This is a genomic window from Fervidobacterium sp. (assembly GCF_059913585.1).
Map to the genome: position 1 here is coordinate 21,552 of NZ_DBOLZL010000010.1, position 22,279 is coordinate 43,830.

Consider the following 22,279-nt stretch of genomic DNA (forward strand, 5'->3'; position numbering starts at 1 on the left):
AATGAGAATGGAAGGGAAACTGGCAACGCTAAGACCTATCGAAGTAACCGATGCCAAGAAATTCGTAGAACTCATCAACGACGAAAGGACAAAAGATTATCTCAGTGGCGTTTTTCCAATAAATGAATTCATAGAGGAAGAATGGATAAAAAAGAATGCCATTACCCATAACGCTGTGAATTTTGCAATAGAAGTGGGGGGCAATCTTGTCGGCTCAGCAGGTTTGATGGCAATTGATTGGGTTGCTCGAAGTGCAGAGTACGGCATAGCAATCTTCGACCCTGCTTATTGGGACAAAGGAATCGGAACTGAAGTTACACAAATGATGTTAAAATATGCTTTTGAGTATCTGAACTTAAATAGGGTTTGGCTCCGAGTTTTTGAAAATAACCAAAGAGCTATAAGGGTATATGAAAAGTGTGGATTTATTCAGGAAGGAAGAATGAGACAGGCCAGATATTTAAAGGGGCAATATATAGATGCAATAATCATGGGAATTCTTTCTGACGAATACTGGAGAATGAAATCGGAATTCTAATTTTTTCAGCGACTAGTTCTGTATGAGGCCTTGTGATATAATAATGTATGATGGGAGGTGGTAAAATGTTTTGGTATGACCCAACGTTTATAATATTAGTGCCAGCTCTTCTTTTATCTTTATGGGCATCCATAACCGTTCAGTCGCGGTTTGCTCAGTATTCTCGAGTTAGGTCTAGAATTGGAATGACAGGAGTCGAACTTGCCAGGTTCATCCTCGACTCAGCTGGACTTTACAATGTGAGTATTGAGAGAATTCATGGCTCACTAACAGACCACTATGACCCTCAGGAAAAAGTTGTAAGGCTCTCACAAGCAACATATAGTAGCGATTCTATTGCCGCACTTGGTGTTGTAGCACACGAAATTGGACATGCTATACAAGACGCTAAAGGATACGCTCCACTCGTTGTAAGAAATGCTATCGCACCTGTTGCTCAATTTTCTTCAAATCTTGCTTGGGTGTTTTTCATAATAGGGCTTGTTACCGGTGCCCTTGGTCTGGCAAAGTTTGGAATAATACTTTTCTCAATAGCTGTTCTCTTCGCTATAATTACACTCCCAGTCGAATTCGATGCAAGCAGAAGAGCTCTTCAAATTCTTGAAAAGAACCTGCTAATGCCCGCTGATGAACTTAAGGGTGTTAAAGCTGTGCTCTCTGCAGCTGCGATGACCTATGTTGCAGCTATGCTTATGGCCGTTTTGCAACTCATAAGGATGATATTGATAGCAAGAAGAGATTAAAAAGCATCAAAATTAACAATCAAGAAGCCACCTCTATACTGAGGTGGCTTCTTTTTATTGCTCGTTCAGCTTTTTAAGAAGCTTTACTAGTATGTCATAAAGTTCGAAGAATTCTGGAAAATATTCACTGAATATTTTTCCTTCCTGTTTTACAACCTCCCAATCTCTTCGCTTTACAGGACCAGTGAGTGCATTTTTTAAATTCTTAGAAGCTATGTTTTGACTAACACTTTCAAAAAGTTTTGAAATAACCTTCCTTGAGAGTTCTTCAGGAAAGCCAATATCTGTGTAAAGCCTTTGGGAAAGATAAGCCAAAGCTACTGGGAAATTGCTTGCGATAACTGCTGCCAAATGATATTCGGCTTTCCTTTCCTTAGAGATTACAACGTACTGCCCACCAAGAAGCTCAACTAAGTATTTTGCCATCTGGAGCCCTCTTTCTGTTCCTTCAACACCAAATACCACGTCTTTAAAGTTATACGATTCATTAGAAACTGCGCAATTTGGATGCATAGAAGCAGGAAACCAGCTTTCCGGTAATATATCAGAAGACAAAAACCCACTGAAGTGTATCGCCACAACGTTTTTATCAACTTTCTTTTCGATCAGCTTGCAAACATCAGGTAGAGCAGAATCGCTAACACCAAGTAATATAACTCCACTAAGTAAAAAATCATCCTCGTACGTTTTTGCTTTAGCACCTACTTCTTTTGCTAAATTCTCCGCTTTACTTTTGTCACGTGATATAACATAACCAAACTTTACCTTTCCAACAAGGTTTCTTGCTACTGAAGATGAAACACGTCCAACACCTATTATGTTAATCTTAATCTCAGAAAGCTCAGAAATACTTCCACATAGAAGCATAATTTAAGATTTCTCCCCAATGCATGAGTGCTTTTGGCAAAATTTTGCAATCACATCCCTTACAAGTTCTGAAACTTGCGCAGAGTCTGTCAAATCCTGATTTGATAGAATTTCAGCAATATCTTTGTTTATAATCACTTCAGCATGTTTCTTTATACGTCGCTTAGCTCTTTCTTTTATTTCTCCTGTATCTTTCAATCTAATTCTATGGTTCTCGATTTCTCTGTGAAGTTCTTCAATTCCCTTCCCAGAAGTTGCAACGGTTAATACTATGGGTTTTGAAGACTCAGAAAACTGTAAAACCATCTCAAGGTTTACCTTAAGTATATGCGCACCTTCCAGATCCGATTTGTTTATCACAAATATGTCAGCTATCTCCATAATACCAGCCTTCATGAGCTGAATTTCATCACCAGCAGCTGGGGAAAGGACTAATACGACTGTATCAGCAACATAAGCTATATCAACTTCACTTTGACCAGCGCCTACAGTCTCGATAATAATGTAATCAAACCCGTAGAGTTTGTACAAAGTAATTACTCCAAAAACTGCATCATTCAATCCCCCAACGTTCCCTCGACTGCCCATGCTTCTGATAAAGACGTTATCATCGGTAAAATGTCTCTTCATTCTTATACGGTCACCAAGAAGTGCTCCTCCCGTGAACGGGCTCGAAGGATCCACGGCTATTATCCCAACCTTTTTACCTTCTGACCTTAGTTTAACAACGTAAGCATCTGTTAATGTACTTTTCCCCGCCCCTGGACTGCCTGTGAAACCAACTATGTGAGAAATGTTTTTAGTTAGCGTATCTTTGTATTTTTCTTCAACATGAAAAATGAGCTCTGGGTTGCTTTCGATAAGTGTGATAGCCCTTGCAAGAGCAAGCTGGTCCTGAACAATTATTCTTTCTGCCAAAGATAAAACGCTTTCAATTTGGTTGTTAACAAGGTCTTTCCATTTCTTCTTCATTTATCAAGCTACTCCTTGTCCAACAACTTCTTGAACTTTCTTGACAATTTCTGATATTGGGGTCCCAGGTCCAAAGACGGCAGCAATTCCCATCTTTAAAAGTTGTTCCGCATCGTCTGGAGGGATGATTCCGCCTACAAAGACTGGTACATGGAAGTTGTACTGCTCCATCAACTCTAAAACCTTCTTGCATATGCTCATATGTGCACCTGATAATATCGACAAGCCTATTACATCTACATCCTCCTGAATAGCCGCTTTGACTATTTCTTCGGGGGTTTGACGTAAGCCAGTATAAATTACCTCCATACCCGCATCTCTTAAACCTCTCGCGACAACTTTTGCACCTCTGTCATGCCCATCAAGACCCGGTTTGGCTATGAGAACGCGGATTTTCTTATCCATATCCCATCTCCCCTTTCTACAAAAGAAATCCGCATATTTTGATTTTTGACTGTCCTTTTTTATTTTAGCATGAGCAATGATAATTTCAAACCCGTTTGTCTTTAGGACCAGTTCTTTTCAAAACCTGGGAAATTGAAAAAATGAGAATTACTTTTCTTTTTAGAAATTTGCCAATACAAACCGATATTTAAGCTATTTTTCCTTCTCTCATATTTTTATGTACACATTTCTACAGAAAATGTTCAAAGGTGTCACTTTATTAATAGCTCGTATAAATTTACGTAAACAATATTTAATCATTGTCACGATGTAAATTAAAATATGAAGAGTAGAATACTTTGGTACATGTGAAATGTATATCATGTGAAAAGGGGTATTCTTTCGTTATTATTCCATCCAGTGACAGTTGTTATATCAGGCATTGGGGGAGTGGTGTCGCTTGATCCATCTTTTGGGGGACTTTTACATTGACGAACTTCCTGATTGTAAGCTCTCAAAAACTGAGCTTACAGTTTTTTCTTTTCTTATTGTAAAAAAACAGGTGTGGTTAAAAGAGGTCCTAAATGTCATAGAAGCTGGTGATTCTTACGATGACTCATATGTTAGGAAAGTATTAAAAAATTTAAACACAAAATCGAACGGTCGCTTTAGAATTAACTTACTGAAACATTCAAAGGTTAGTATAGAACTCTCTCTAGATGTGGATATCAACCTTATTCAGTCACAAATCGAAGCGCTTAATACGAGAAAGCAAGATTACCAAGAAACTGTTGCACAAATTTTAGAACTTTACAAAGGAGATTTTTTACCATTTCTGGACAATCCTTGGATAGTTTCGTTCAGAAATCTTTTTAGGTCTCTTGTTTTCTCTGTGTTTTCGAAAGCTTATTTTGATCCCAACATCCCTGTTCAAACAAAGATTAGACTTTTGAAAATTTTACCGGAATTTTATTTGTCAGCAGCGAATTCCGCCTTTTTTAAGTTTATAGCTGAAGGATGTGAATTCTCTATAGCTGATAGTGTTTTCGATTTTTCAGAAGGTTTGACTGCTGTTAAATTAAAAGTCAAAGAACCAGATATCCTAAATCAGATACTATCTAAAAGCAAAAAGGCTTCACTGCTTAGCGATACTGAAATTATTCTTTTAGTTGAATCGGAAGTAGCCAAAGAAATTCTTACTGTTTGCAGCGTTAAATAACCCATTAAGATTTGAGAGAAATCAAAAAACGACAGAGGTGAGAACATGCTTTATATTAAACTTTTCGGAGATTGGAAAGTTTATAAATATGGAAATGAGTTTAATGATTTCACATCAAAAAAGGCTTTGAAGCTTTTGTTTTACATTCTGCTTTCTGGTAGAAGCAAGGTTTCAGTCGAAGAACTTCTGAGAACTTTCTGGCCTGGTTACACTCCTGAATATTCTAGAAAGAATTTGAATGCCCAACTTTACTATATCAGAAAAGATTTAGAAATTCCTTACGATTATTTGAGGAACGAGAGAGACTATGTATTTATTAATCTTAGCTACTTTCCCAGTGATTACAGCGAGTTCATGAAAGCTATTGATAACGCTGATGCAAAAAAAGCTTCAGAACTATATACAGGTTTGCTACTTGAAGGTTTTGAAGATGATTGGGTGAGAAAACACCGGATTAGGTGTCAAAGACTTTACGAAGAGCTTCTCAAGGTAAGTTCTAAGACTGAAACAGAAAATCCGAAAGTGATTGTTTCGTCGATTCTGAAAGCTAAGATATTGCTGGAACATCAAAAAGCTACCCGCGAGAAGTATTTTATACCGATTGCATTAAAAAAGGACTATGTTAAAGAAATCAAAGTTCGAAAGGGAGATATAGTTCTTGATTTAGGCGATAAACTTTTTTTGATACTTGAGCGAGGCACAAAAAGAGCAGAAGAAGTAATTTTTGGTTTCGCTAAAAGGCTAGGATTAGACCTAAGTTACGTAGTCTTTCTTTCAGAGGAAGATGTTCTGAATCAACTCGATTCAAATATCGCGTAAGGGGATGGTGGAATGATTAAGAAGTTTGGTGGTCTTATTTTTGTGTTGTTTCTGGCAAAGCTAGTATTCGCACTAGAAATATCTCCCAGCCTAATATATCAAATTGATACTTCGAAATATCAATTTACATACGAGTTCTTTATAAAGAACGATATTCCTACTGAGTCGCAAATAACGATAGAAGTTATAGACTTTATAACTGATGGCAGGAGCTATTCATTTGACGACCCTGATTATAAATACAGTCTCAAAAAATACGTTCAAGTTACTGATAAGTCTTTCATATTGGCAGTCAATGAACAAAAGTCAATCAAAGTTGAATTCAATGTCCCACAAAATTTCCCCGGTGCAACGGGTGTCTTCGCTCTCAAGATAACGCAAGAAAGCGTATCAGGAGGAAGAATCCAAGTTAGGTTGAATTATATTGTGCCGTTCTTTGTAAGATTCACAAATATACCGGTGTACCAGTCCTTAGTTATCAATGATATATCCGTCAAAGACCTTCTGAGAGAACCTGATGAAAAATACGGTGACTACGGTTCAATAATAACGTTGGAAATCGAGAACAAAGGCAACATCGCATTTATACCAAAAGGGAGCATCCAAATTTCATCCAGAAATCTAAGAACGATTATTGAAGAACTTCCCCTAGATTCCTTCGACTTTGTCGTCTTTCCTGAAAGAAAAACTTTTTACTCTGTATTTGTGCCGTACATTCTACCTTCAGGAACTATTGATGTCTTGCTCATCGGAAAATCTTACGGGCAGGACTTTAGTATAAGTGGCGCAAAAGAATTGAGGACAGAAAACCAGTTGCTACTCATTCAAACAGCACCAGATATAGTCTTGTTTTCGGACAATACGAAGAATGTTACCCAGAGCCTGGTTTTAAAAAACCTCTCACCTTACAAAGAAACGTTGCAAGCTAGTATTTCCGAAAATTTTATCTCGTTCTTACCAAAGAAATTTACGGTCTATCCATATAGAGGTTCATTTCAAATTATACGGGTTTTCTTGTGCACAACAAATGAAAACCTATAAAACCTTGATAAAAAGTAATAAGTAGGATTGTCAACTATTGGTACGTTCAAGAAAAGTAAAAGATGTAAGGATGAGTGAGTTAGAGCTTGCGCCCGGTCTTATGGTATTTTGGGTATTATATTGCCTACTATCTTTATATTTATTGAGAATACACTAACTTTATAATTTTAAGCATAATAAAAACACTGGTGGCTGTAACCACCAGTGTTTTGTCGGTAAAAATATTGGAGTTGTGTCGTTTGAAAATGTTTACTCTAATTCCACAAGCACTTGCCCGGTATCTACGTTGTCTCCTTCTTTTACGTATATCTTCTTCACAATACCTGGCTTGTCCGAAACTATATCATTTTCCATTTTCATAGCTTCAAGTATCACCAATTTTTGACCGTATTCAACCCTTTGTCCCTCACTAACAAGAACTTTTAGTATAACACCTGACATAGGAGATACTACTTTAGCTCCGCCACCAGATTCTGAACTCGTTGAAACTGGAGCACTTTCTTGTTTTGCTGGTCTGCTTTCAGGTTGAGTAGGATTTGCTGACTGAACCGGTTGTTGAACAACAGGTTTTGGTTGTTCGATAATTTGTGTTTGTTGTATTGCCTGGGCTGCTGTTCCGAGCTCTTCAACTTCAACAACATATTCTTTTCCATTAACCCTAACAACAAACTTTCTCACCATCTATTTCCACCTCGCCATCCATATGTTCTCCATTCTTCCCAACCACGTTGCCCCTTAGTTCTTGCTACACTCGTGGAAGCTCTGCTAATAGATTTAATTTTTATATTCGTTCCCAGCATGGCGTAAATAGCTGCAGAAACAGCTGCTATCTCTTCTGTTTCATCTGCTCCCATTGGCATAACTTCTTGAACCTGTTTTCTTGCAACCGATTGTATTAATCCTGTGCTTTGTTGCTCCATAACCTCTCTGGTCATTTTCGATGACGTGGTTTTTATTCGTTTGTTCTTTCCTGTTCCAAAAATCTCCATCAATTTGAATATTACGTAGAGTATTACGAAAACAAGAAATACAGTGCTTACTCCCACAATTGTAACCGTAACCTCTATCGGTAAAGCTGTTGGAGTAGCACTCTGAGCTACCGACTGAGCTGTTTGAGATAATGTAATTGTAGTTTCATTGTTCAATTGTGTAGCAAGAACAGTTTGTGTTGCTTGTGCTACCGTAACTGTTGTTGCTTCTATAGGCATCCGTTTATCACCTCGGAAAGTTTTAAATTACTTAAATCATAACGGTATGTTTCCGTGTTTCTTCCTAGGTCTTGATTCAACTTTCGTTGCACTGTATTCAAGTGCCTTTATAATCCAACTCCTCGTTTCTCTTGGATCAATTACGGCATCTATGTATCCTCTTGATGCTGCAACATACGGATTGGCAAAGAGTTGTCTGTATTCCTCTATCTTTTGTTTTCTGGTCTCCTCTGGATTTTCCGAAGCATCTATTTCTTTTTTAAAGATGATATTAGCTGCGCCATCGGGACCCATGACGGCTATTTCTGCTGTTGGCCACGCTGCCACGAAATCTGCACCAAGGTGCTTGCTCCCCATCGCAATGTAAGCTCCACCATACGCTTTTCTGAGGATTATCGTTATTTTCGGAACTGTTGCTTCACTGTAAGCATATAGCAACTTCGCTCCGTGCCTAATTATTCCACCGTGTTCCTGTTTTACTCCAGGTAAATATCCCGGTGTATCGACAAATGTTACAATCGGTATGTTGAACGCGTCGAGGAACCTTATGAACCTTGCTGCTTTGTCAGAAGAGTCTATGTCAAGCACCCCTGCAAGGTAATTTGGTTGGTTTGCAACAATACCCACTGCTTTTCCATTAATTCTTGCAAATCCAATAACTATGCTCTTTGCAAAGTGCTCGTGCACTTCAAAGAATGTCCCTTCATCAACAATTCTTCTTATAACATCGCGTACATCGAAACCTTTCTTTGGGTCAACAGGCACAACTGTTTGTATATCAGATGCATCTGGTTCGATTATTTGCTCCTCCAAAGGAGGTTCTTCCATGTTGTTCTGGGGTATGTAGGAAATGAGCCTTTTTACCATCTCTATAGCTTGCCTATCGTCTGAAGCTAAGAAATGTGCATTTCCACTCTTTGTGTTGTGAACCAATGCACCTCCAAGGTCTTCTTTTGATATATCTTCTCCAGTAACAGCCTTAATAACGTTTGGACCAGTAATGAACATTTGAGCTGTTTTGTCAACCATAATCACAAAGTCGGTTATCGCAGGTGAGTAAACTGCACCACCAGCACATGGACCCGCTATAACCGTAATTTGTGGTATCACTCCAGAGGCTATCGTGTTTCTAAAGAATATCTCACCATAACCGTAAAGCGAGTCAACGCCTTCCTGTATCCTTGCACCACCTGAATCGTTTATTCCAACAAGTGGGATTCCCAACTTAAGAGCCAAATCCATCACTTTCATTATTTTTTTCGCGTGCATCTCGCCGAGCGAACCACCCATAACCGTAAAGTCTTGCGAAAAGGCAGCTACTGGCCTTCCATTTACCCTTCCAATACCAGTAACAACACCATCAGCAGGTAATTTCATCTTATCAAGCCCAAACATTGTATTTCTATGCTTTACGAATTTGTCAAGTTCTTCAAAGGTTCCTTCGTCAAACAACAACTGGAGCCTCTCGCGAGCTGTTAGTTTTCCCTCAGCGTGTTGTTTGTCTATCTTCTCTTGTCCTCCACCTAACTCAACTTCTGTCTCAAGGTTCTTCAGTTGCTGTATAAGTTCTTCCATTTCCATTTAGTCCACCCCTTTTATCCACAGAAATTAATGTTCGCCTTCAACAAGTTCAATTAAGACTCCACCCGTTGTCTTTGGATGCAAAAACAACACCCTTGTCCCGCCAGCTCCGGGTTTTGGTTCTTCTGAGAGTGGCTGAAGCCCATGTGCTTTTGCCAAAGCTACTGCCTCATCGATACCATGAACGTTGAAAGCAATGTGATGTATGCCTTCTCCCTTCTTTTCAAGGAAACCAGAAATTTCGGAGTTTTCGGCCATTGGTTCTAACAGTTCTATTCTCGTGTCGCCAACTTTTATAAAGTAAACCCTTAGGCCTCTTTCGGGCAAATCCTCTACCTCTGTAACTTCCAAGCCAAGAAAGTCCTTGTAAAGTCTTAGTTTTTCTTTTGCATCCTTTACAGCTATCCCTATGTGGTCTATCCTGTTCGTATGCATAGTTTAGTTCACCTCCGCAAGAGCTTTACTTAATCTAAAAAATTGGACTTGAATTAATTATTAACACTTCATATTGTACAGCTTTTTTTAAGCTTCTTCAAATCCAACCTAAGGCTTTTGCTGTCCTTTTCATAAAGCTTTTGAGTGCTTCCTTTCCAACTTCTGTTTTTACATATATATCCTTGAATTCATTTTTCTCACACCTAATCACCTTCACAGTTCCTACAGCAATGCAAGTTTCCGTATACGGCTCATCGATTAATGCTTCAAGACCAAAGACATCCGGAGTCTCCTCCGAAAGGAGTGCTTCGTATGTTCCCAAAGAGGCTTTTACCTTTCCAGATTTTATGATGTAAACATACGGTTCTTGTTTTCCCTTTTCAATTATTTTATATCCATCTTCAAATTCAAGCGTTTCCACGCAACATCACCTCTAAAACTTTTGCCATTTTTCCATATCGCCTGTATATTATGTTTCCTTCTTCTTTATATATACTTTCCAGTGTTTTTATCGCTTCGTAGCTGTAATCTAAAAGATGCGGATAGTAAAGTAAAACTTTTTTTAGCAAAGCTTTGGCAACATATCTATCGTTTAGCACGATGTAAACTTTTGCAGCTGTTTCGATAAGAAACTTCGCACCGATTTGTTCTTCTGGGAACCGCTCCACAAATTTTTTCACCAAATTGACTTTTGTAAACAGTTTATCATCTTCCATACTCTCTATAAGTTCTATTGCCTTCTCTTTGTCCTCAGGTAGTTCTCCCCCCGATAGTGTTAAAAGAGACTCTATTTGGTTTAGATATTCGTCTATATTCTCTGTCTCAAAGTTGAAATCATCAAGGACTAAATTTTCAAAATCTACGGATGTTTGGTATATAATTTTTCTGAGTGCCACAATATTTCGAATAATATTTTCATAATCGCTCTCTACATTCGTTTCTACAAGTTCTGTTTCTTCTAAAGCTATTATATCGTCTTCCAAAGGAAGACCGAGTAAATACTCTAAAAGTGCTACGTATTCACCCTTGGATAAGTCATGATAAGTGTTATTCCGCGTTTCTCGAACTGTTCCAGAAACTATTTTGAAAAGTGTTTTAGGTACTTCCCCTTTCTTGAAAATAACCCCTTCAATCCTCATTTTTTCCACTTCCCACCATTAAAAAGTCTTTCGCGAACGCACACAGAGTCCTAACTTCTTTTTATCTTCAACTTCGGTCTTCTATTGCCGGACTTTTCTCCTTTGCTCTCATCAATGAGTTTGAATTCTTCGTGAATGGTGCTGACTTTTGCAAGCTCTTTCTTTGATTCTTCCTCAGCTTTGTTGTCAACTCTTCTGAGGTTGAGCAGGTAAGAAACTGCCAGCTCGTAACTGCGCATCATCATTTCAGTGAACATTTGATAAGTCTCTTTTTTGAATTCCAGAACGGGGTCTTTTTGGCCGTAACTTCTCAGTCTGACAGACTCTTTGACGTGTTCAACTTCTTCAAGGTATTGTCTCCAATTTTCGTCTATTATCCTTAGCACGATAAATTTTGCGACATGTTCGAAATCTTCGCCGAATTCTTTTTTCTTTTCTTCATATGCTTGTTTTATCTGATTTACCAATTCCACCTTGAGTTTTTCCCTGTCATCAATTTTTTCTAAAAGTTCTTCAACATTTACGTAGTCTTTTATAATAGCGAACGAATCTTTCAATCCTTCTTTGTCCCACTCAGGATTTGAACAGAACTCTTCCAATCTTGACTCAACAAAGTTTTCGATTGCTTCTTCCATGAAGTTGTCAACGTTGTGTTCCAAAATATAGTCTCGATATCCATAAACTGCTCGTCTTTGTGTATCTAAAACGCTATCCAATTCAAGTAAGAACTTACGCACTCCAAAGTTTATGCCCTCTACTTTCTTTTGCACCTGCTCAATTAGTTTAGTCAGTAATGGATGATAAATAGGCTGACCCGGTTCAATTTTGACCATATCCATAACTTTTTGAAGCCTTTCTCCACCGAATATTCTCATCAAATCATCCTCGAGAGAGAGGAAGAATATTGATTCACCAGGGTCACCTTGCCTACCAGACCTTCCGCGTAATTGATTATCTATCCTTCGGCTTTCGTGCCTTTCTGTTCCTATGACTAACAGCCCCCCGAGCTCTTTGACACCGGGACCAAGTTTGATATCTGTTCCTCTACCTGCCATATTCGTTGCAATTGTAACCATACCCTTTTGACCTGCTTGTGCTATTATCTGTGCTTCTTTTTCGTGATACTTTGCATTCAAAACCTGATGAGGAATTTTCTCTTTTTTGAGCATTTCACTGAGTTTCTCACTTTTTTCAATCGATGTTGTTCCAACAAGAACAGGCTGACCTTTCTCGTATCTTTTCTTAATCTCTTCAACGATCGCTCTGTATTTCTCTTCGGTTGTTCTGTATATCAAATCGTCTCTATCTACTCTTATCATCGGCTTGTGGGTAGGTATAACTACGACATCTAAGCCATATATCGCTTTGAACTCTTCTTCTTCTGTCTTCGCAGTTCCAGTCATACCAGCAAGTTTTTCATACATTCTGAAATAGTTTTGATAAGTTATAGTCGCGTACGTTATACTTTCTTCTTTTATCGGAACTCCCTCTTTTGCTTCGATTGCCTGATGCAATCCACCACTGTAACGCCTTCCTGGAAGAACACGACCCGTGAACTCATCAACAATCAAAACTTGCCCGTTATGAACAATGTAATCAACATCCTTTTTGAATAGGTGAATTGCTTTGAGAGAGTTAATTATGTGGTAAATGCTGTTGACATTTGCCGGGTCATACAGATTGTCAACACCTAGTAACTTCTCAAGATAAGATATGCCTTCGTCGGTAAGAATTACTGAACGGTGTTCTTCATCTACTTTGAAGTGTTTATCTCTTTCCAAGCGCTTTGCAATTTGGTAAAAGTGTTTGTAGACTGCTGCATTGTTTTTCGACGGGCCGCTGATTATCAGCGGTGTTCTTGCCTCGTCTATAAGTATGCTATCAACTTCGTCAACGATAGCGTAGAAATGTCCAGTTTGGACTTTGTCTTCTAAGGAGATAACAAGGTTATCCCTGAGGTAGTCGAATCCGAATTCTGAATTTGTTCCGTAGGTTACATCACATCTGTAGGCTTCTTTTTTGCTGATTTCAATGACATCCACCTCAAACGCTTCAACCGCCTTTTTAACTTTTGCTTCGTCCGGAAGAAATTCCCCGTCAAAATCCTCAGGCCAAACACAGTAATTCTCCTCAAGACCTTTTTTGGCCAGCTCAGGATTTTTCCAGACCACCTCATAAGCTTTTCCTGATGTAGTTATGACTCCCACCCTTAAACCAAGAGCCAGATATATTGGACCCATCCACATGGCATCTCTTTTTGCAAGATAATCATTCACAGTGACCATATGAATGTTTCTGTTCATAAGCGAATTCAAAACAACAGGCAGGGTTGCAACAAGCGTTTTACCCTCTCCTGTCTTCATTTCAGCTATCTTTCCTTTGTGGAGCACTATTCCGCCTATCAACTGGACATCAAAATGCCTCATTCCTACCGTTCTTCTTGCAACCTCTCGTGTAAATGCAAAAACATTTACCAGATGTTCATCAAGTTCATCCAAGTTTTCTAAAGTTCCTTTCTTGGAAAGTACGTAGTCTCGCATTTGAGAAAATGGCATTTTTCGAACTTCCGCTTCGAACTCATTTATCCGTTCAACTAATTTCCTTGCTTTTCTAAGCTCCATCTCATTTTTATCAAATAACTTTTTCAATTTTCCAAACACTTTCGTATTCCTCCCTGCATCTGCCAAATTTTCTTATCACATCAATAATATTCTACCACAAAAAAGAAAAAGGTCATCCTGCCGTTGGGCAAGGATGACCAGAAAGAAATATTATATTAGAAGTCTATGCCTTCGAGGAGCATGTTATTAAGTTCGTTCAATATCTCGTGAGGTGCTATAAGTTCACCACTGATTTTACTAAGTAATCTCAGTTTTGTTCCAGGTTTTATTAGCTTCACTACTTCGCTTGCATATTGACCCAAATTCATCTCAGCAACCAACACATTTTGGGCATTAGCAAGTCTTTTTCGCATTTTTTCTATCGGAATAGGCCATATCGTTATCGGTCTAAGTAATCCCACCTTGATTCCTTCTTTTCTTGCTATCAACACGGCTTCTTTTGCGGACCTTGCAACGGAACCATAAGCTATTATTATCGTCTCTGCATCCTCAGTCATAAACTCTTCACACTCGGCTATTTTGTCTATGTGTAACTTTATTTTATTCACAAGTCTTCTGATAAGTTTCTCAGCAGTTTCTGCTGTTGCCATTGGAAATCCTGATTCATCGTGAACCAGACCAGACACATGGAAATGTGCCTTTCCCATTTCTACTAACGATGGTGGAAGGTTTTCGGCATACTCACTTTCAGAGAATGGAACGAAGAGTTCTTCCTCCTCAAGCTCACGAGCAGAAATTCTCTCAACAATTTCTATCTCGCTATCAGGTGGTAAGATGAAGTTTTCGTACATATGTCCAAGCACTTCGTCCATCAAAAGTATGACAGGAGTTCTGTACTCTTCAGCTAAGTTAAACGCTTTTATGGTGTATTTGTAAACTTCTTCAACTGTTGAAGGATAAAGTGCTATAATTGCATGGTCACCGTGCGTTCCCCACCTTGCTTGCATGATGTCACTTTGCGAAGGTTTGGTTGGCATACCAGTTGAAGGTCCACCGCGCATTACGTTGACAAATACTGTTGGTGTTTCAGTCATTATCGCATAACCTATAGCCTCTTGCATAAGACTGAAACCTGGACCACTAGTTGCGGTCATAGACTTTACTCCAGCAAGCGAGGCACCTATTATCGCAGCAGCGCTTGCTATTTCGTCTTCCATCTGGATAAATACGCCTCCAACTTTCGGTAATTCTCTTGCCATAGTCTCCGCTATCTCCGAAGAAGGAGTGATTGGATAACCTGCGTAGAAACGGCAACCTGCTTTTATCGCACCGTATGCGCAAGCTTCGTTTCCTTGCCAGAAGACCATTCTAGGATTTTTAGGCATTTTCAACACCTGCCTTGCTCTCTTCAGATACTTCTACGATGTTTATAGCAAAATCTGGACATAAATTTTCGCACATCAGACAACCAATACATTTACTATGATCAGGAACTGCTGGCCTGTTCAGTTCTCCTTGGATAATGGTTTTTGTAGGACAGACATGATAACAAATACCGCATGCCTTGCACCATTGATATTTTATCTCAACTCTGTACTGCTTTTTTGCCATTTTCTTACCTCCTCCTCAACTCTTTGAACTACCTACCAAAAATAGCTAAGAAAACACCCGCAGCTACGGCTGAACCAATAACTCCTGCAACATTGGGAGACATGGCATGCATGAGTATGAAATTAGTCGGGTCTTCTTCTTGCGCTATTTTTTGAGCAACCCTTGCAGAATCCGGTACTGCTGAAACTCCAGCAGCACCGATAAGCGGGTTGATTTTATCTTTCAAGAAAAGGTTTAATAATTTTGCAAACAAAATACCACTTGTGAGTGCTGAAACAAACGCAAGTGCTCCCATACTAAAAACAAGCAGAGACCTCGGCGTTAGGAAGATATCTGCCCTTGCTGATGCCCCAACAGACAAGCAAAGCAAAATTGTTGTTGTATCAAGAATATATTTACTCGCTGCTTCGACAAGTCTTTTTACATTCCCAACCTCTCTAAGCAAATTGCCAAACATGAGAGGACCTACTAAGGTTAGCGATTGAGGAACGAGCAATGCGGTAACAAGTGTCGTAATTATCGAAAAGACTATCTTTTCAGTTTTTGAGACTTTTCTAGGAGCCTTCATTCTTATTAATCTTTCTTTTCTGGTTGTTAGTAATTTAGAAACTGGTGGCTGAAGTATCGGAATAAGTGCAATGTACGAATAAGCAGCAATTGCTATTATGGAGAGAAGTTCCGGTGCAAATTTTGTAGAAATATAAATAGATGTCGGTCCATCGGCACCTCCGATGATACCTATAGATGCAGCCTGTTTGAGAGTAAATCCAAAAGCACGGGCGAGCATGAATGTTACAAATATACCAATCTGGGCAGCTCCTCCGAGGAATATCGTGATTGGATACGAAAGCATAAACGAGAAATCTGTAAGTGCTCCTATTCCTAGAAAAATAAGAGGTGGATAAATACCAAGGTCAAGACCCTTTTTTATATAGTACATAAATCCTCCAGGAATAAACCTACCATCCGCAAAAGTCTGTGGCGGATTCAAAATACCCGTTGCAACTGGCGGGATGTTGGAGAGAATGATGCCAAATGCTATAGGAATCAATAGCAAAGGTTCGGCATCCTTTTTAACTGCAACGTATATCAAGACACCAGCTATCGCTATCATGAAAATGTTTCCGAGCGTCATCTGTGAGAACGCCATTGTTTTCAAGAATGTAAAAAATTCATCCAGCATTTCTCCTGGCCTCCTGATACTTTATTCTTTTGTTTTCTCGTTGTACTTTTCAATACCCAGTATACTATCACTGCAAAGACTTTTCAACTACTAACTGTGAGAAGAAAATAAAGTATATATGAACATTCTTCTGAATTCCCTTAAAATTCAAAGTTTAAATTCTTCAATACTCCATCTTTCATCAGAAATTCGCCTTTAGACACCACGCTCACGATTTCCAAATTTTCCTCATTCACTAAGATAAAATCAGCATCGTAGCCTCTTTCAACTCTTCCTTTATTCAATCTAAAGACCTTGGCTGGGTTGATGGTTGAAACCTGGATCGCTTCTTCCAAAGGCAAACCCTTCCCCACCACTTTGCATATCGTATGCCAAACCGAACTAACGCTTCCAACATCGAGTCCTACGAAATTTCCTATTTCATCAAACTTTGGAAGACTCCCCTGCCCATCTGATGAAATGGTTATATTTCTCAACAACTCATTTTCGTACGCTTTAAATATCGCATCAACTGTGTTAAATTCACCTTTGCAAGGTTCATCGTATTTTGGTTGGAGAGCTGTTAAGTCTATCACTCCACCTTTTGAAGCAAACTCAAGCCCTTGTTCAAAGAGCCATTTGCTTCTATTCATGTGTGTAGGATAAAGGTGTTGAACCGGAATTTCCGTGTTTCGAATGATTTCGAAAAGGTAATTAATTCCTTCTCTGCCAGCGCCTACATGGAAATTCACGATACCTGGTTTTCCAGAAATCATTCCACCAACCCGTGCATCTGCTACTATCCGTAAAATCTCCTCAAAAGTTGGGTGAGACGAACGATGGTCTGATATGGCTATTTCTCCAACCCCGATAACTTTGTCGATTAAGACCATATCTCTCATCACACTACCGGTAAACGTTACAGGCGGAACACGGTAAGAACCTGTGTATATAAATGTGTTCAAACCTTCATTTTCGAGGGCTTTTGCCTTTGCATACAAATTCTCAAGACTTCTAGTAACTCCGTCTGTTCCCAAACAACCAATAACCGTTGTTATTCCGTTCTTAATACAGTCTGAAATCTTCAGTTCCGGGGTCCTAGTTTCAAACCCGCCTTCTCCACCTCCACCAGTTATATGCACGTGTGGGTCGATAAGTCCAGGTAATAACAACAAACCAGATGCATCGTAAATTTCTACTTCGAAGGGGAAGAAAAAGGGATTAATGTCTTTACCTATGTGAATGATTTTATTGTCAAAGACAACATCTGCCTTTCCTACATACTTAGGAGCAAAGATTTTTGCGTTTTTTATAACTCTTATCATTGAAATTCCTCCTTAAACCTTAACTTATGGAACCATCAATTCCTATCTTATATCCCATACGTCTGACTTCTTCAATAACACGTTCGACACTCACATCTACCAAATAGGCTATGTCTCTCACATTAATTTTCGCTTTTTCGAGAATTGGTTTGAAGTAATTTATCGCCATGATGGTACGCTGGATTTGATTGCCTTGGTTTTTGATTTCCAGAAGTTGCTTTACCTGAATTATACGTTTGAGTTGTGATTCGCATATTTTGAGTACAAATCCAGGATTGGTTGAGGTTGCTTTCTCTATACTCTCAGCACTCAATGGTATCAAATCAACTGGTGAAATCGAATAGAGCGTCGCCATTCGAATTTTTGAGTTCATTATCGCCCCTTCTCCTACGAACTCGCCAGGTCCTACAATACTCATTAGAACTTCCCTATCTTCAAAAAGCTTTACTGCTTTTAAGTAACCCTTTAAGATAAGGAACGCTTCGGAAGCAACCTCTCCTTCCATGGTTACAATCGTTTCGCTTGGAATATGGAGTCCCGCTTTCATGTAGATATCCAAAATCTCCTGCTTTTCTCCGCCTTTGTAGAAACTTACCAAGAACTGGTAGGACAAATGCTCCGCATATTCTTTTGGATTCAGGCGTCTAAAATGTATCTCTGCCTTCTCTGGTTCCAAAACCATACTAAGTAATGTGTGCCAAATCATCACTTCTTTTCTCAAATCCTCCGTAACCACTTGTGGCAGAATTCTTACTATTATCTCGAACGCTTCCTTGTAGTAACCTGCCGCATAGAGTGATTTGGCTTGGAGGATTTCTTGAAAAATAGAATCTGTAATTTTGTAAGCCCCTGGATGTATCTTGTTAAAGAATCTCATCCTGTCTGGACCAACGTAGGTTGGAAGCTCTTGGGACTCTGTAAGCTCAGAATCGATTAAGAGCAGTCTTTTAGCAATCGAAGGAATTAGGTTTTTCAAAACTTTCTGCGTGTGTTCAAAATTGAAAATTTCTTCAGGTTTGATAGCGTAAAGTGTTACTTCGCTGGTTGAAGTCACCTGCTCTTGCGAAGGAAGATTGAAGAGCGACCATTCGCCAAATGTGCCTGAGTTAAACTCTTGGACCTTCCTAAAAAGTTTGGTTTCAACAGTTCCATCCACCAAATAGTACAAATATTTCGGGATTTCTGAATAACCGTATATCTTCGTACCCGGAGGGAATACAATAATCTCCATAAATCCATCCCCTTGGACTTTGGTTTTGAGATGATTTGACTTTTGACTAAAGAAAAACCGGGCACAAAACGTGCCCGGTCTAATTCTATCATATAACAGCTAATTTCTTTCCAACCTTCTCAAACTTTTCAAGTGCGAAGTCAAGGTCTTCTTTAGAATGCACAGCGCTTATCATCACCCTTATCCTTGCCTTTCCTTTTGGAACGGTTGGATAACCTATCGCTTGTGCGAATATGCCCTCTTCAAAGAGTTCTTTACTGAACTGTGTTGCAATCTTCGCATCATAGAGCATAACAGGTGTTATTGGTGTCTGGCTTACTCCAAGGTCAAATCCGAGTTTCTTCATTTCTGTCTTGAAGTAATTCGCGTTGTCCCAAAGTCTTTTAACTCGTTCATCGCTTTCTTGGAGTATCTTTACCGCCTCGAGACAGGCTGCAACGTCTGCAGGTGTAAGCCCTGTGCTGAAAAGGAACGGTCTGGCTTTTTGTTTGAGGTATCTGACTAGCGTTTCACTTCCAGCAATGTATCCACCAAGCACTCCGAATGCTTTTGAAAGAGTTCCTATCTCCATATCTACTTTACCGTGCAATCCAAAGTGGTCAACTATACCTCTTCCACCTCGTCCTAACACACCTTCACCATGTGCGTCATCAACCATAACAGCAGCTTCATATTGTTCCGCAAGCTTTACAATATCAGGTAGTGGTGCGATATCTCCGTCCATACTGAATACACCGTCTGTAACTATTAGAATTCTTCTGGCTTTTTGAACATCTCTTGCTTCTTTAAGTCTTGCTTCAAGGTCATTCATGTCGTTGTGTTTATAAACATACCTCTTTGCTTTAGAAAGTCTAACACCATCTATGATACTTGCGTGGTTGAGTTCATCAGAGATAATTGCATCATTCTCATCACCGAAAATCGTGGGTATAGCTGCTTGGTTTGCCACAAAACCTGACTGCAAGAAAATTGTTGCCTGTGCACCTTTGAACTCAGCAAGTGCCTTTTCGAGTTCTTCGTGAATTTTCATAGTTCCAGCAATTGTTCTAACAGCACCTGGTCCAACACCCCATTCTTGGATGGCTTTTATTGCAGCTTGTTTTAGTCTTTCATCATTTGCAAATCCAAGATAATTGTTCGAACAAAGGTTCAAAACTCTTTTCCCGTTGACTACAATCCACGCACCCTGTGGAGACTCAAGTGTGCGAATATTGATGTAGAGACCTTCGTTTTTTAACATTTCCATTTCGTCTTCCAATATCTTGTAATTAAACATCTTGTTCCCCCCTTCAAAACAAGTTTTTAACCATCAGTCCAAATTCAGAACAACTTTACCGCATTGCTTATTCAACATGAGTTCAAAACCTTTTTCCCACTGGTCAAATGGAAGTATGTGTGTAACCACTTTCGAAAGGTCCACTTTCTTAGTCCGGAGCAGTTCGTCTGCAATTCTCCAAGTTTCAAACATGCGTCTACCTGTTATACCGTAGACAGTCAGTCCTCGCATTGTAATTAAAGCATCAAAGTTTATTTCTATTTTCCCACCAAATATTCCAAGCACAGATACTTCTCCACCCATGGTAACACATTTCAATCCATCCTCAAACGCCCTTCTGTTACCACTCATTTCGAGCAAAACATCTACGCCATCATCAAGAAGTTTGTAAACTTCTCTGACTAAGTCTTTCTCAGCAGGATTGATAACCACATCAGCACCGTTTTCGTAAGCCATTTGAATTCTCAATGGGTCAACTTCTGAAACGATTACGGTACTTGCTCCAGCAACTTTTGCGACCTGGATAGCCATTAAGCCGATAGGTCCCGCACCGGTTATAAGCACCGTTTTACCAAGTAAGTTCGTAACAGAGGCCGTATGGATTGCATTTCCGAATGGTTCCATAACAGAAGCGTAGTCAAGAGGAATCTCAGGAGAGAATCGCCAAAGAACCGTTTCAGGAATGATTGCGTATTCCGCAAATATACCGTTTGTATCGACACCCAAAATCTTAAGGTTCTTACATATGTGCATCCTCCCGGTTTTACATTGATAACAATGTTCACAAGGAATATGTGTCTCTGCCGCTACCAAATCTCCAACTTTGACTTGCGTAACCGCATTACCAACCGCAACAACTTCACCCGCCATCTCATGCCCTGTGATTAGTGGAGGAATTATACGTGACTGTGACCATTCATCCCACTTGTATATGTGAACATCCGTTCCGCAGATTGAAGCTCGTCTTATCTTAACAAGCACGTCCCTCGGTCCAAGGTCTTCTTGCGTAGGTTTCTTAACTTGCTCCATTACTAATCCAGGACCTGCCACCTTTTTCATTATCGCTTTCATCGTCCCATTCGTTGCCCCTGTTCCCAAGACAATCGCCTCCTCTTGTAAATCTTATAAATAAGGATATCTGTATTTAGTATGCTCTGCATTTCAATTATACAACCAACAAAAAAACATCGAAATTCTATCAAATGTCAAATTAGCGAGTATACAAGAGAAAAAAACATCAGAAGAATTCTTAATGTGGTAAAATTCACTAATTTTCCCAATAACGTTCGCTATGTGAAATTTCTACAAACTTTCACCAAGTCATTTTGTTATTCGAATTCTGCATAGTCTCTTATGTATCGTTCATTCTTTATTCTCACCTTTTTCCCATCCATCTCTATAATGCTGAGCTTTTCAAGTTCTATAAATACCCTGGAAAGTGCAGGTCTTGTTGCTCCAAGCGCCCTGGCAAGCTCTTCTTTCGACATATTCATCGTAACAATAGACGAACCTTGCTCGTCCATCAAACGGACAAGATACGAACAAACTTTTTGGACAAGATTTTTCATCGTTATCTCATAGAATCGGTCGGTTATAAAAACAAATGCGTCGCTTACGTATTGAAGGTAATTTCTCAAAAGTTTTTCGTTTTTCATCATCAGTGAGACAAAAAAGTTTTTATCTAATGTGAGAAAAACAGAAGGTTTAACAGTTTCCACATCAACAGGATACTTCGCATCATTTGAAAAAATAACGGCAGCTGCCAAAAGTTTTGGTGCAAACATGTGGTCTATTTGCAAAACCCTCCCTTCAGGATTCGTAAACAGTCCAAACGCTTCTCCCTCCACTAAAAACAGCAATTCATTGCATTCATCACCACGTATTCTTACCAATTCTTTCGCTTCGTATCTTTCAATCTTTGTATTGCGAACAACTTGCTCTATACAATTTCTCTCCACACCCTTAAATACTTCACATTGTTCAAGAACTTCTATAAACCTTGAATTTGAATTGTTCAAAAGCATAAAAATCACCTCCTTAATCAGTCAGTTTTCGATAATTTTCTTCTTTCCAACAAAAATTGTAACATAGGTTACGGAAAAAATAGACCATTCCTAATACAATAATAGTGAACGGTCAAAAGAAATGTTTCACAAAATTTGTAAAG

23 protein-coding genes are annotated in these 22,279 nt (G+C 39.2%); 5 read left to right on the forward strand and 18 right to left on the reverse strand.

Annotated elements, in window-relative coordinates; genetic code table 11:
- Position 1 precedes the first annotated feature (1 nt).
- Positions 2 to 538 carry a GNAT family N-acetyltransferase gene (locus tag AC3M61_RS02230; protein WP_029684085.1) on the forward strand — a complete coding sequence of 179 codons (537 nt, stop codon included), beginning with the start codon at positions 2 to 4 and terminating at the stop codon, positions 536 to 538.
- Between the two features lie 65 nt (positions 539 to 603).
- The gene (locus AC3M61_RS02235) at positions 604 to 1,281 is read left to right on the forward strand and encodes a zinc metallopeptidase (RefSeq protein ID WP_500779309.1); all 678 of its coding nucleotides are present in this window, start codon (positions 604 to 606) and stop codon (positions 1,279 to 1,281) included.
- Between the two features lie 54 nt (positions 1,282 to 1,335).
- Here AC3M61_RS02235 and AC3M61_RS02240 read toward each other — a convergent pair whose 3' ends face one another.
- Genes AC3M61_RS02240 through AC3M61_RS02250 form a run of 3 tightly spaced genes read right to left on the reverse strand, consistent with a single transcriptional unit; the run spans position 1,336 to position 3,525 of the window.
- Positions 1,336 to 2,148 carry a Rossmann-like and DUF2520 domain-containing protein gene (locus tag AC3M61_RS02240; RefSeq protein WP_500779310.1) on the reverse strand — a complete coding sequence of 271 codons (813 nt, stop codon included), beginning with the start codon at positions 2,146 to 2,148 and terminating at the stop codon, positions 1,336 to 1,338.
- Positions 2,149 to 2,151: 3 nt separating this feature from the next.
- On the reverse strand, positions 2,152 to 3,120 hold the full coding sequence (gene meaB, locus AC3M61_RS02245) for a methylmalonyl Co-A mutase-associated GTPase MeaB (protein ID WP_500779311.1): 969 nt from the start codon (positions 3,118 to 3,120) through the stop codon (positions 2,152 to 2,154).
- Between the two features lie 3 nt (positions 3,121 to 3,123).
- Positions 3,124 to 3,525 carry a cobalamin B12-binding domain-containing protein gene (locus tag AC3M61_RS02250; RefSeq protein WP_014452108.1) on the reverse strand — a complete coding sequence of 134 codons (402 nt, stop codon included), beginning with the start codon at positions 3,523 to 3,525 and terminating at the stop codon, positions 3,124 to 3,126.
- Positions 3,526 to 3,964: 439 nt separating this feature from the next.
- Between AC3M61_RS02250 and AC3M61_RS02255 the strand changes: the two genes are divergently transcribed.
- Genes AC3M61_RS02255 through AC3M61_RS02265 form a run of 3 tightly spaced genes read left to right on the forward strand, consistent with a single transcriptional unit; the run spans position 3,965 to position 6,583 of the window.
- Complete coding sequence (locus tag AC3M61_RS02255; RefSeq protein WP_500779312.1) at positions 3,965 to 4,723, forward strand: hypothetical protein; 759 nt, start codon at positions 3,965 to 3,967, stop codon at positions 4,721 to 4,723.
- Between the two features lie 45 nt (positions 4,724 to 4,768).
- Entirely contained in the window at positions 4,769 to 5,542 is a 774-nt protein-coding gene (locus AC3M61_RS02260) for a hypothetical protein (RefSeq protein ID WP_029684077.1), read from the forward strand.
- Positions 5,543 to 5,554: 12 nt separating this feature from the next.
- Positions 5,555 to 6,583, forward strand: coding sequence for a hypothetical protein (locus tag AC3M61_RS02265; RefSeq protein WP_500779313.1), 1,029 nt, complete (start codon positions 5,555 to 5,557; stop codon positions 6,581 to 6,583).
- 249 nt (positions 6,584 to 6,832) lie between these two features.
- On the opposite strand, the gene AC3M61_RS02270 is transcribed toward AC3M61_RS02265, so the two are convergent.
- From AC3M61_RS02270 to AC3M61_RS02340, 15 genes are all read right to left on the reverse strand, one after another.
- Positions 6,833 to 7,264: a biotin/lipoyl-containing protein gene (locus AC3M61_RS02270; protein WP_500779314.1), complete on the reverse strand. Its 432-nt coding sequence runs from the start codon at positions 7,262 to 7,264 to the stop codon at positions 6,833 to 6,835.
- Positions 7,258 to 7,791: an OadG family protein gene (locus tag AC3M61_RS02275; RefSeq protein ID WP_500779315.1), complete on the reverse strand. Its 534-nt coding sequence runs from the start codon at positions 7,789 to 7,791 to the stop codon at positions 7,258 to 7,260. Before AC3M61_RS02275 ends, AC3M61_RS02270 begins: the two co-directional genes overlap by 7 nt.
- A 36-nt stretch (positions 7,792 to 7,827) precedes the next feature.
- Entirely contained in the window at positions 7,828 to 9,366 is a 1,539-nt protein-coding gene (locus AC3M61_RS02280; RefSeq protein ID WP_500779392.1) for an acyl-CoA carboxylase subunit beta, read from the reverse strand.
- Between the two features lie 33 nt (positions 9,367 to 9,399).
- Positions 9,400 to 9,807, reverse strand: coding sequence for a methylmalonyl-CoA epimerase (gene mce, locus AC3M61_RS02285; RefSeq protein WP_500779316.1), 408 nt, complete (start codon positions 9,805 to 9,807; stop codon positions 9,400 to 9,402).
- A gap of 97 nt (positions 9,808 to 9,904) precedes the next feature.
- Positions 9,905 to 10,228, reverse strand: coding sequence for a cyclic nucleotide-binding domain-containing protein (locus AC3M61_RS02290; protein ID WP_448378731.1), 324 nt, complete (start codon positions 10,226 to 10,228; stop codon positions 9,905 to 9,907).
- Positions 10,215 to 10,946: a cyclic nucleotide-binding domain-containing protein gene (locus AC3M61_RS02295; RefSeq protein WP_500779317.1), complete on the reverse strand. Its 732-nt coding sequence runs from the start codon at positions 10,944 to 10,946 to the stop codon at positions 10,215 to 10,217. Before AC3M61_RS02295 ends, AC3M61_RS02290 begins: the two co-directional genes overlap by 14 nt.
- A 50-nt stretch (positions 10,947 to 10,996) precedes the next feature.
- Complete coding sequence (gene secA / locus AC3M61_RS02300; RefSeq protein WP_500779318.1) at positions 10,997 to 13,606, reverse strand: preprotein translocase subunit SecA; 2,610 nt, start codon at positions 13,604 to 13,606, stop codon at positions 10,997 to 10,999.
- A 116-nt stretch (positions 13,607 to 13,722) separates the two neighbouring features.
- Complete coding sequence (locus AC3M61_RS02305; RefSeq protein ID WP_500779319.1) at positions 13,723 to 14,892, reverse strand: 2-oxoacid:acceptor oxidoreductase subunit alpha; 1,170 nt, start codon at positions 14,890 to 14,892, stop codon at positions 13,723 to 13,725.
- Positions 14,885 to 15,118, reverse strand: a complete 234-nt coding sequence (locus tag AC3M61_RS02310) for a ferredoxin family protein (protein WP_500779320.1) — start codon at positions 15,116 to 15,118, stop codon at positions 14,885 to 14,887. Before AC3M61_RS02310 ends, AC3M61_RS02305 begins: the two co-directional genes overlap by 8 nt.
- Before the next feature lie 28 nt (positions 15,119 to 15,146).
- On the reverse strand, positions 15,147 to 16,301 hold the full coding sequence (locus AC3M61_RS02315; protein WP_500779321.1) for a sodium ion-translocating decarboxylase subunit beta: 1,155 nt from the start codon (positions 16,299 to 16,301) through the stop codon (positions 15,147 to 15,149).
- A gap of 140 nt (positions 16,302 to 16,441) precedes the next feature.
- A complete protein-coding gene (gene iadA / locus AC3M61_RS02320; protein ID WP_500779322.1) occupies positions 16,442 to 17,605 on the reverse strand; it encodes a beta-aspartyl-peptidase in 1,164 nt (387 codons plus the stop codon).
- 19 nt (positions 17,606 to 17,624) lie between these two features.
- Positions 17,625 to 18,836, reverse strand: a complete 1,212-nt coding sequence (locus tag AC3M61_RS02325; protein WP_500779323.1) for a cyclic nucleotide-binding domain-containing protein — start codon at positions 18,834 to 18,836, stop codon at positions 17,625 to 17,627.
- Positions 18,837 to 18,924: 88 nt separating this feature from the next.
- A complete protein-coding gene (locus AC3M61_RS02330; RefSeq protein ID WP_500779324.1) occupies positions 18,925 to 20,112 on the reverse strand; it encodes a glycine C-acetyltransferase in 1,188 nt (395 codons plus the stop codon).
- Between the two features lie 33 nt (positions 20,113 to 20,145).
- Positions 20,146 to 21,183: an L-threonine 3-dehydrogenase gene (gene tdh / locus AC3M61_RS02335; protein WP_448378771.1), complete on the reverse strand. Its 1,038-nt coding sequence runs from the start codon at positions 21,181 to 21,183 to the stop codon at positions 20,146 to 20,148.
- 257 nt (positions 21,184 to 21,440) lie between these two features.
- Positions 21,441 to 22,136, reverse strand: a complete 696-nt coding sequence (locus AC3M61_RS02340; RefSeq protein WP_500779325.1) for a Crp/Fnr family transcriptional regulator — start codon at positions 22,134 to 22,136, stop codon at positions 21,441 to 21,443.
- Positions 22,137 to 22,279 lie beyond the last annotated feature (143 nt).

Coding starts and splice junctions, on each gene's coding strand:
- tdh (WP_448378771.1), bottom strand. CDS start 21,183: ATGAAAGCGATAATGAAAAAGGTGGCAGGTCCTGGATTAGTAATGGAG.
- AC3M61_RS02275 (WP_500779315.1), bottom strand. CDS start 7,791: ATGCCTATAGAAGCAACAACAGTTACGGTAGCACAAGCAACACAAACT.
- AC3M61_RS02295 (WP_500779317.1), bottom strand. CDS start 10,946: ATGAGGATTGAAGGGGTTATTTTCAAGAAAGGGGAAGTACCTAAAACA.
- AC3M61_RS02265 (WP_500779313.1), top strand. CDS start 5,555: ATGATTAAGAAGTTTGGTGGTCTTATTTTTGTGTTGTTTCTGGCAAAG.
- mce (WP_500779316.1), bottom strand. CDS start 9,807: ATGCATACGAACAGGATAGACCACATAGGGATAGCTGTAAAGGATGCA.
- AC3M61_RS02250 (WP_014452108.1), bottom strand. CDS start 3,525: ATGGATAAGAAAATCCGCGTTCTCATAGCCAAACCGGGTCTTGATGGG.
- AC3M61_RS02270 (WP_500779314.1), bottom strand. CDS start 7,264: ATGGTGAGAAAGTTTGTTGTTAGGGTTAATGGAAAAGAATATGTTGTT.
- AC3M61_RS02325 (WP_500779323.1), bottom strand. CDS start 18,836: ATGGAGATTATTGTATTCCCTCCGGGTACGAAGATATACGGTTATTCA.
- AC3M61_RS02305 (WP_500779319.1), bottom strand. CDS start 14,892: ATGCCTAAAAATCCTAGAATGGTCTTCTGGCAAGGAAACGAAGCTTGC.
- AC3M61_RS02330 (WP_500779324.1), bottom strand. CDS start 20,112: ATGTTTAATTACAAGATATTGGAAGACGAAATGGAAATGTTAAAAAAC.
- AC3M61_RS02280 (WP_500779392.1), bottom strand. CDS start 9,366: ATGGAAGAACTTATACAGCAACTGAAGAACCTTGAGACAGAAGTTGAG.
- AC3M61_RS02230 (WP_029684085.1), top strand. CDS start 2: ATGAGAATGGAAGGGAAACTGGCAACGCTAAGACCTATCGAAGTAACC.
- AC3M61_RS02315 (WP_500779321.1), bottom strand. CDS start 16,301: ATGCTGGATGAATTTTTTACATTCTTGAAAACAATGGCGTTCTCACAG.
- AC3M61_RS02340 (WP_500779325.1), bottom strand. CDS start 22,136: ATGCTTTTGAACAATTCAAATTCAAGGTTTATAGAAGTTCTTGAACAA.
- iadA (WP_500779322.1), bottom strand. CDS start 17,605: ATGATAAGAGTTATAAAAAACGCAAAAATCTTTGCTCCTAAGTATGTA.
- meaB (WP_500779311.1), bottom strand. CDS start 3,120: ATGAAGAAGAAATGGAAAGACCTTGTTAACAACCAAATTGAAAGCGTT.
- AC3M61_RS02240 (WP_500779310.1), bottom strand. CDS start 2,148: ATGCTTCTATGTGGAAGTATTTCTGAGCTTTCTGAGATTAAGATTAAC.
- AC3M61_RS02235 (WP_500779309.1), top strand. CDS start 604: ATGTTTTGGTATGACCCAACGTTTATAATATTAGTGCCAGCTCTTCTT.
- AC3M61_RS02310 (WP_500779320.1), bottom strand. CDS start 15,118: ATGGCAAAAAAGCAGTACAGAGTTGAGATAAAATATCAATGGTGCAAG.
- AC3M61_RS02260 (WP_029684077.1), top strand. CDS start 4,769: ATGCTTTATATTAAACTTTTCGGAGATTGGAAAGTTTATAAATATGGA.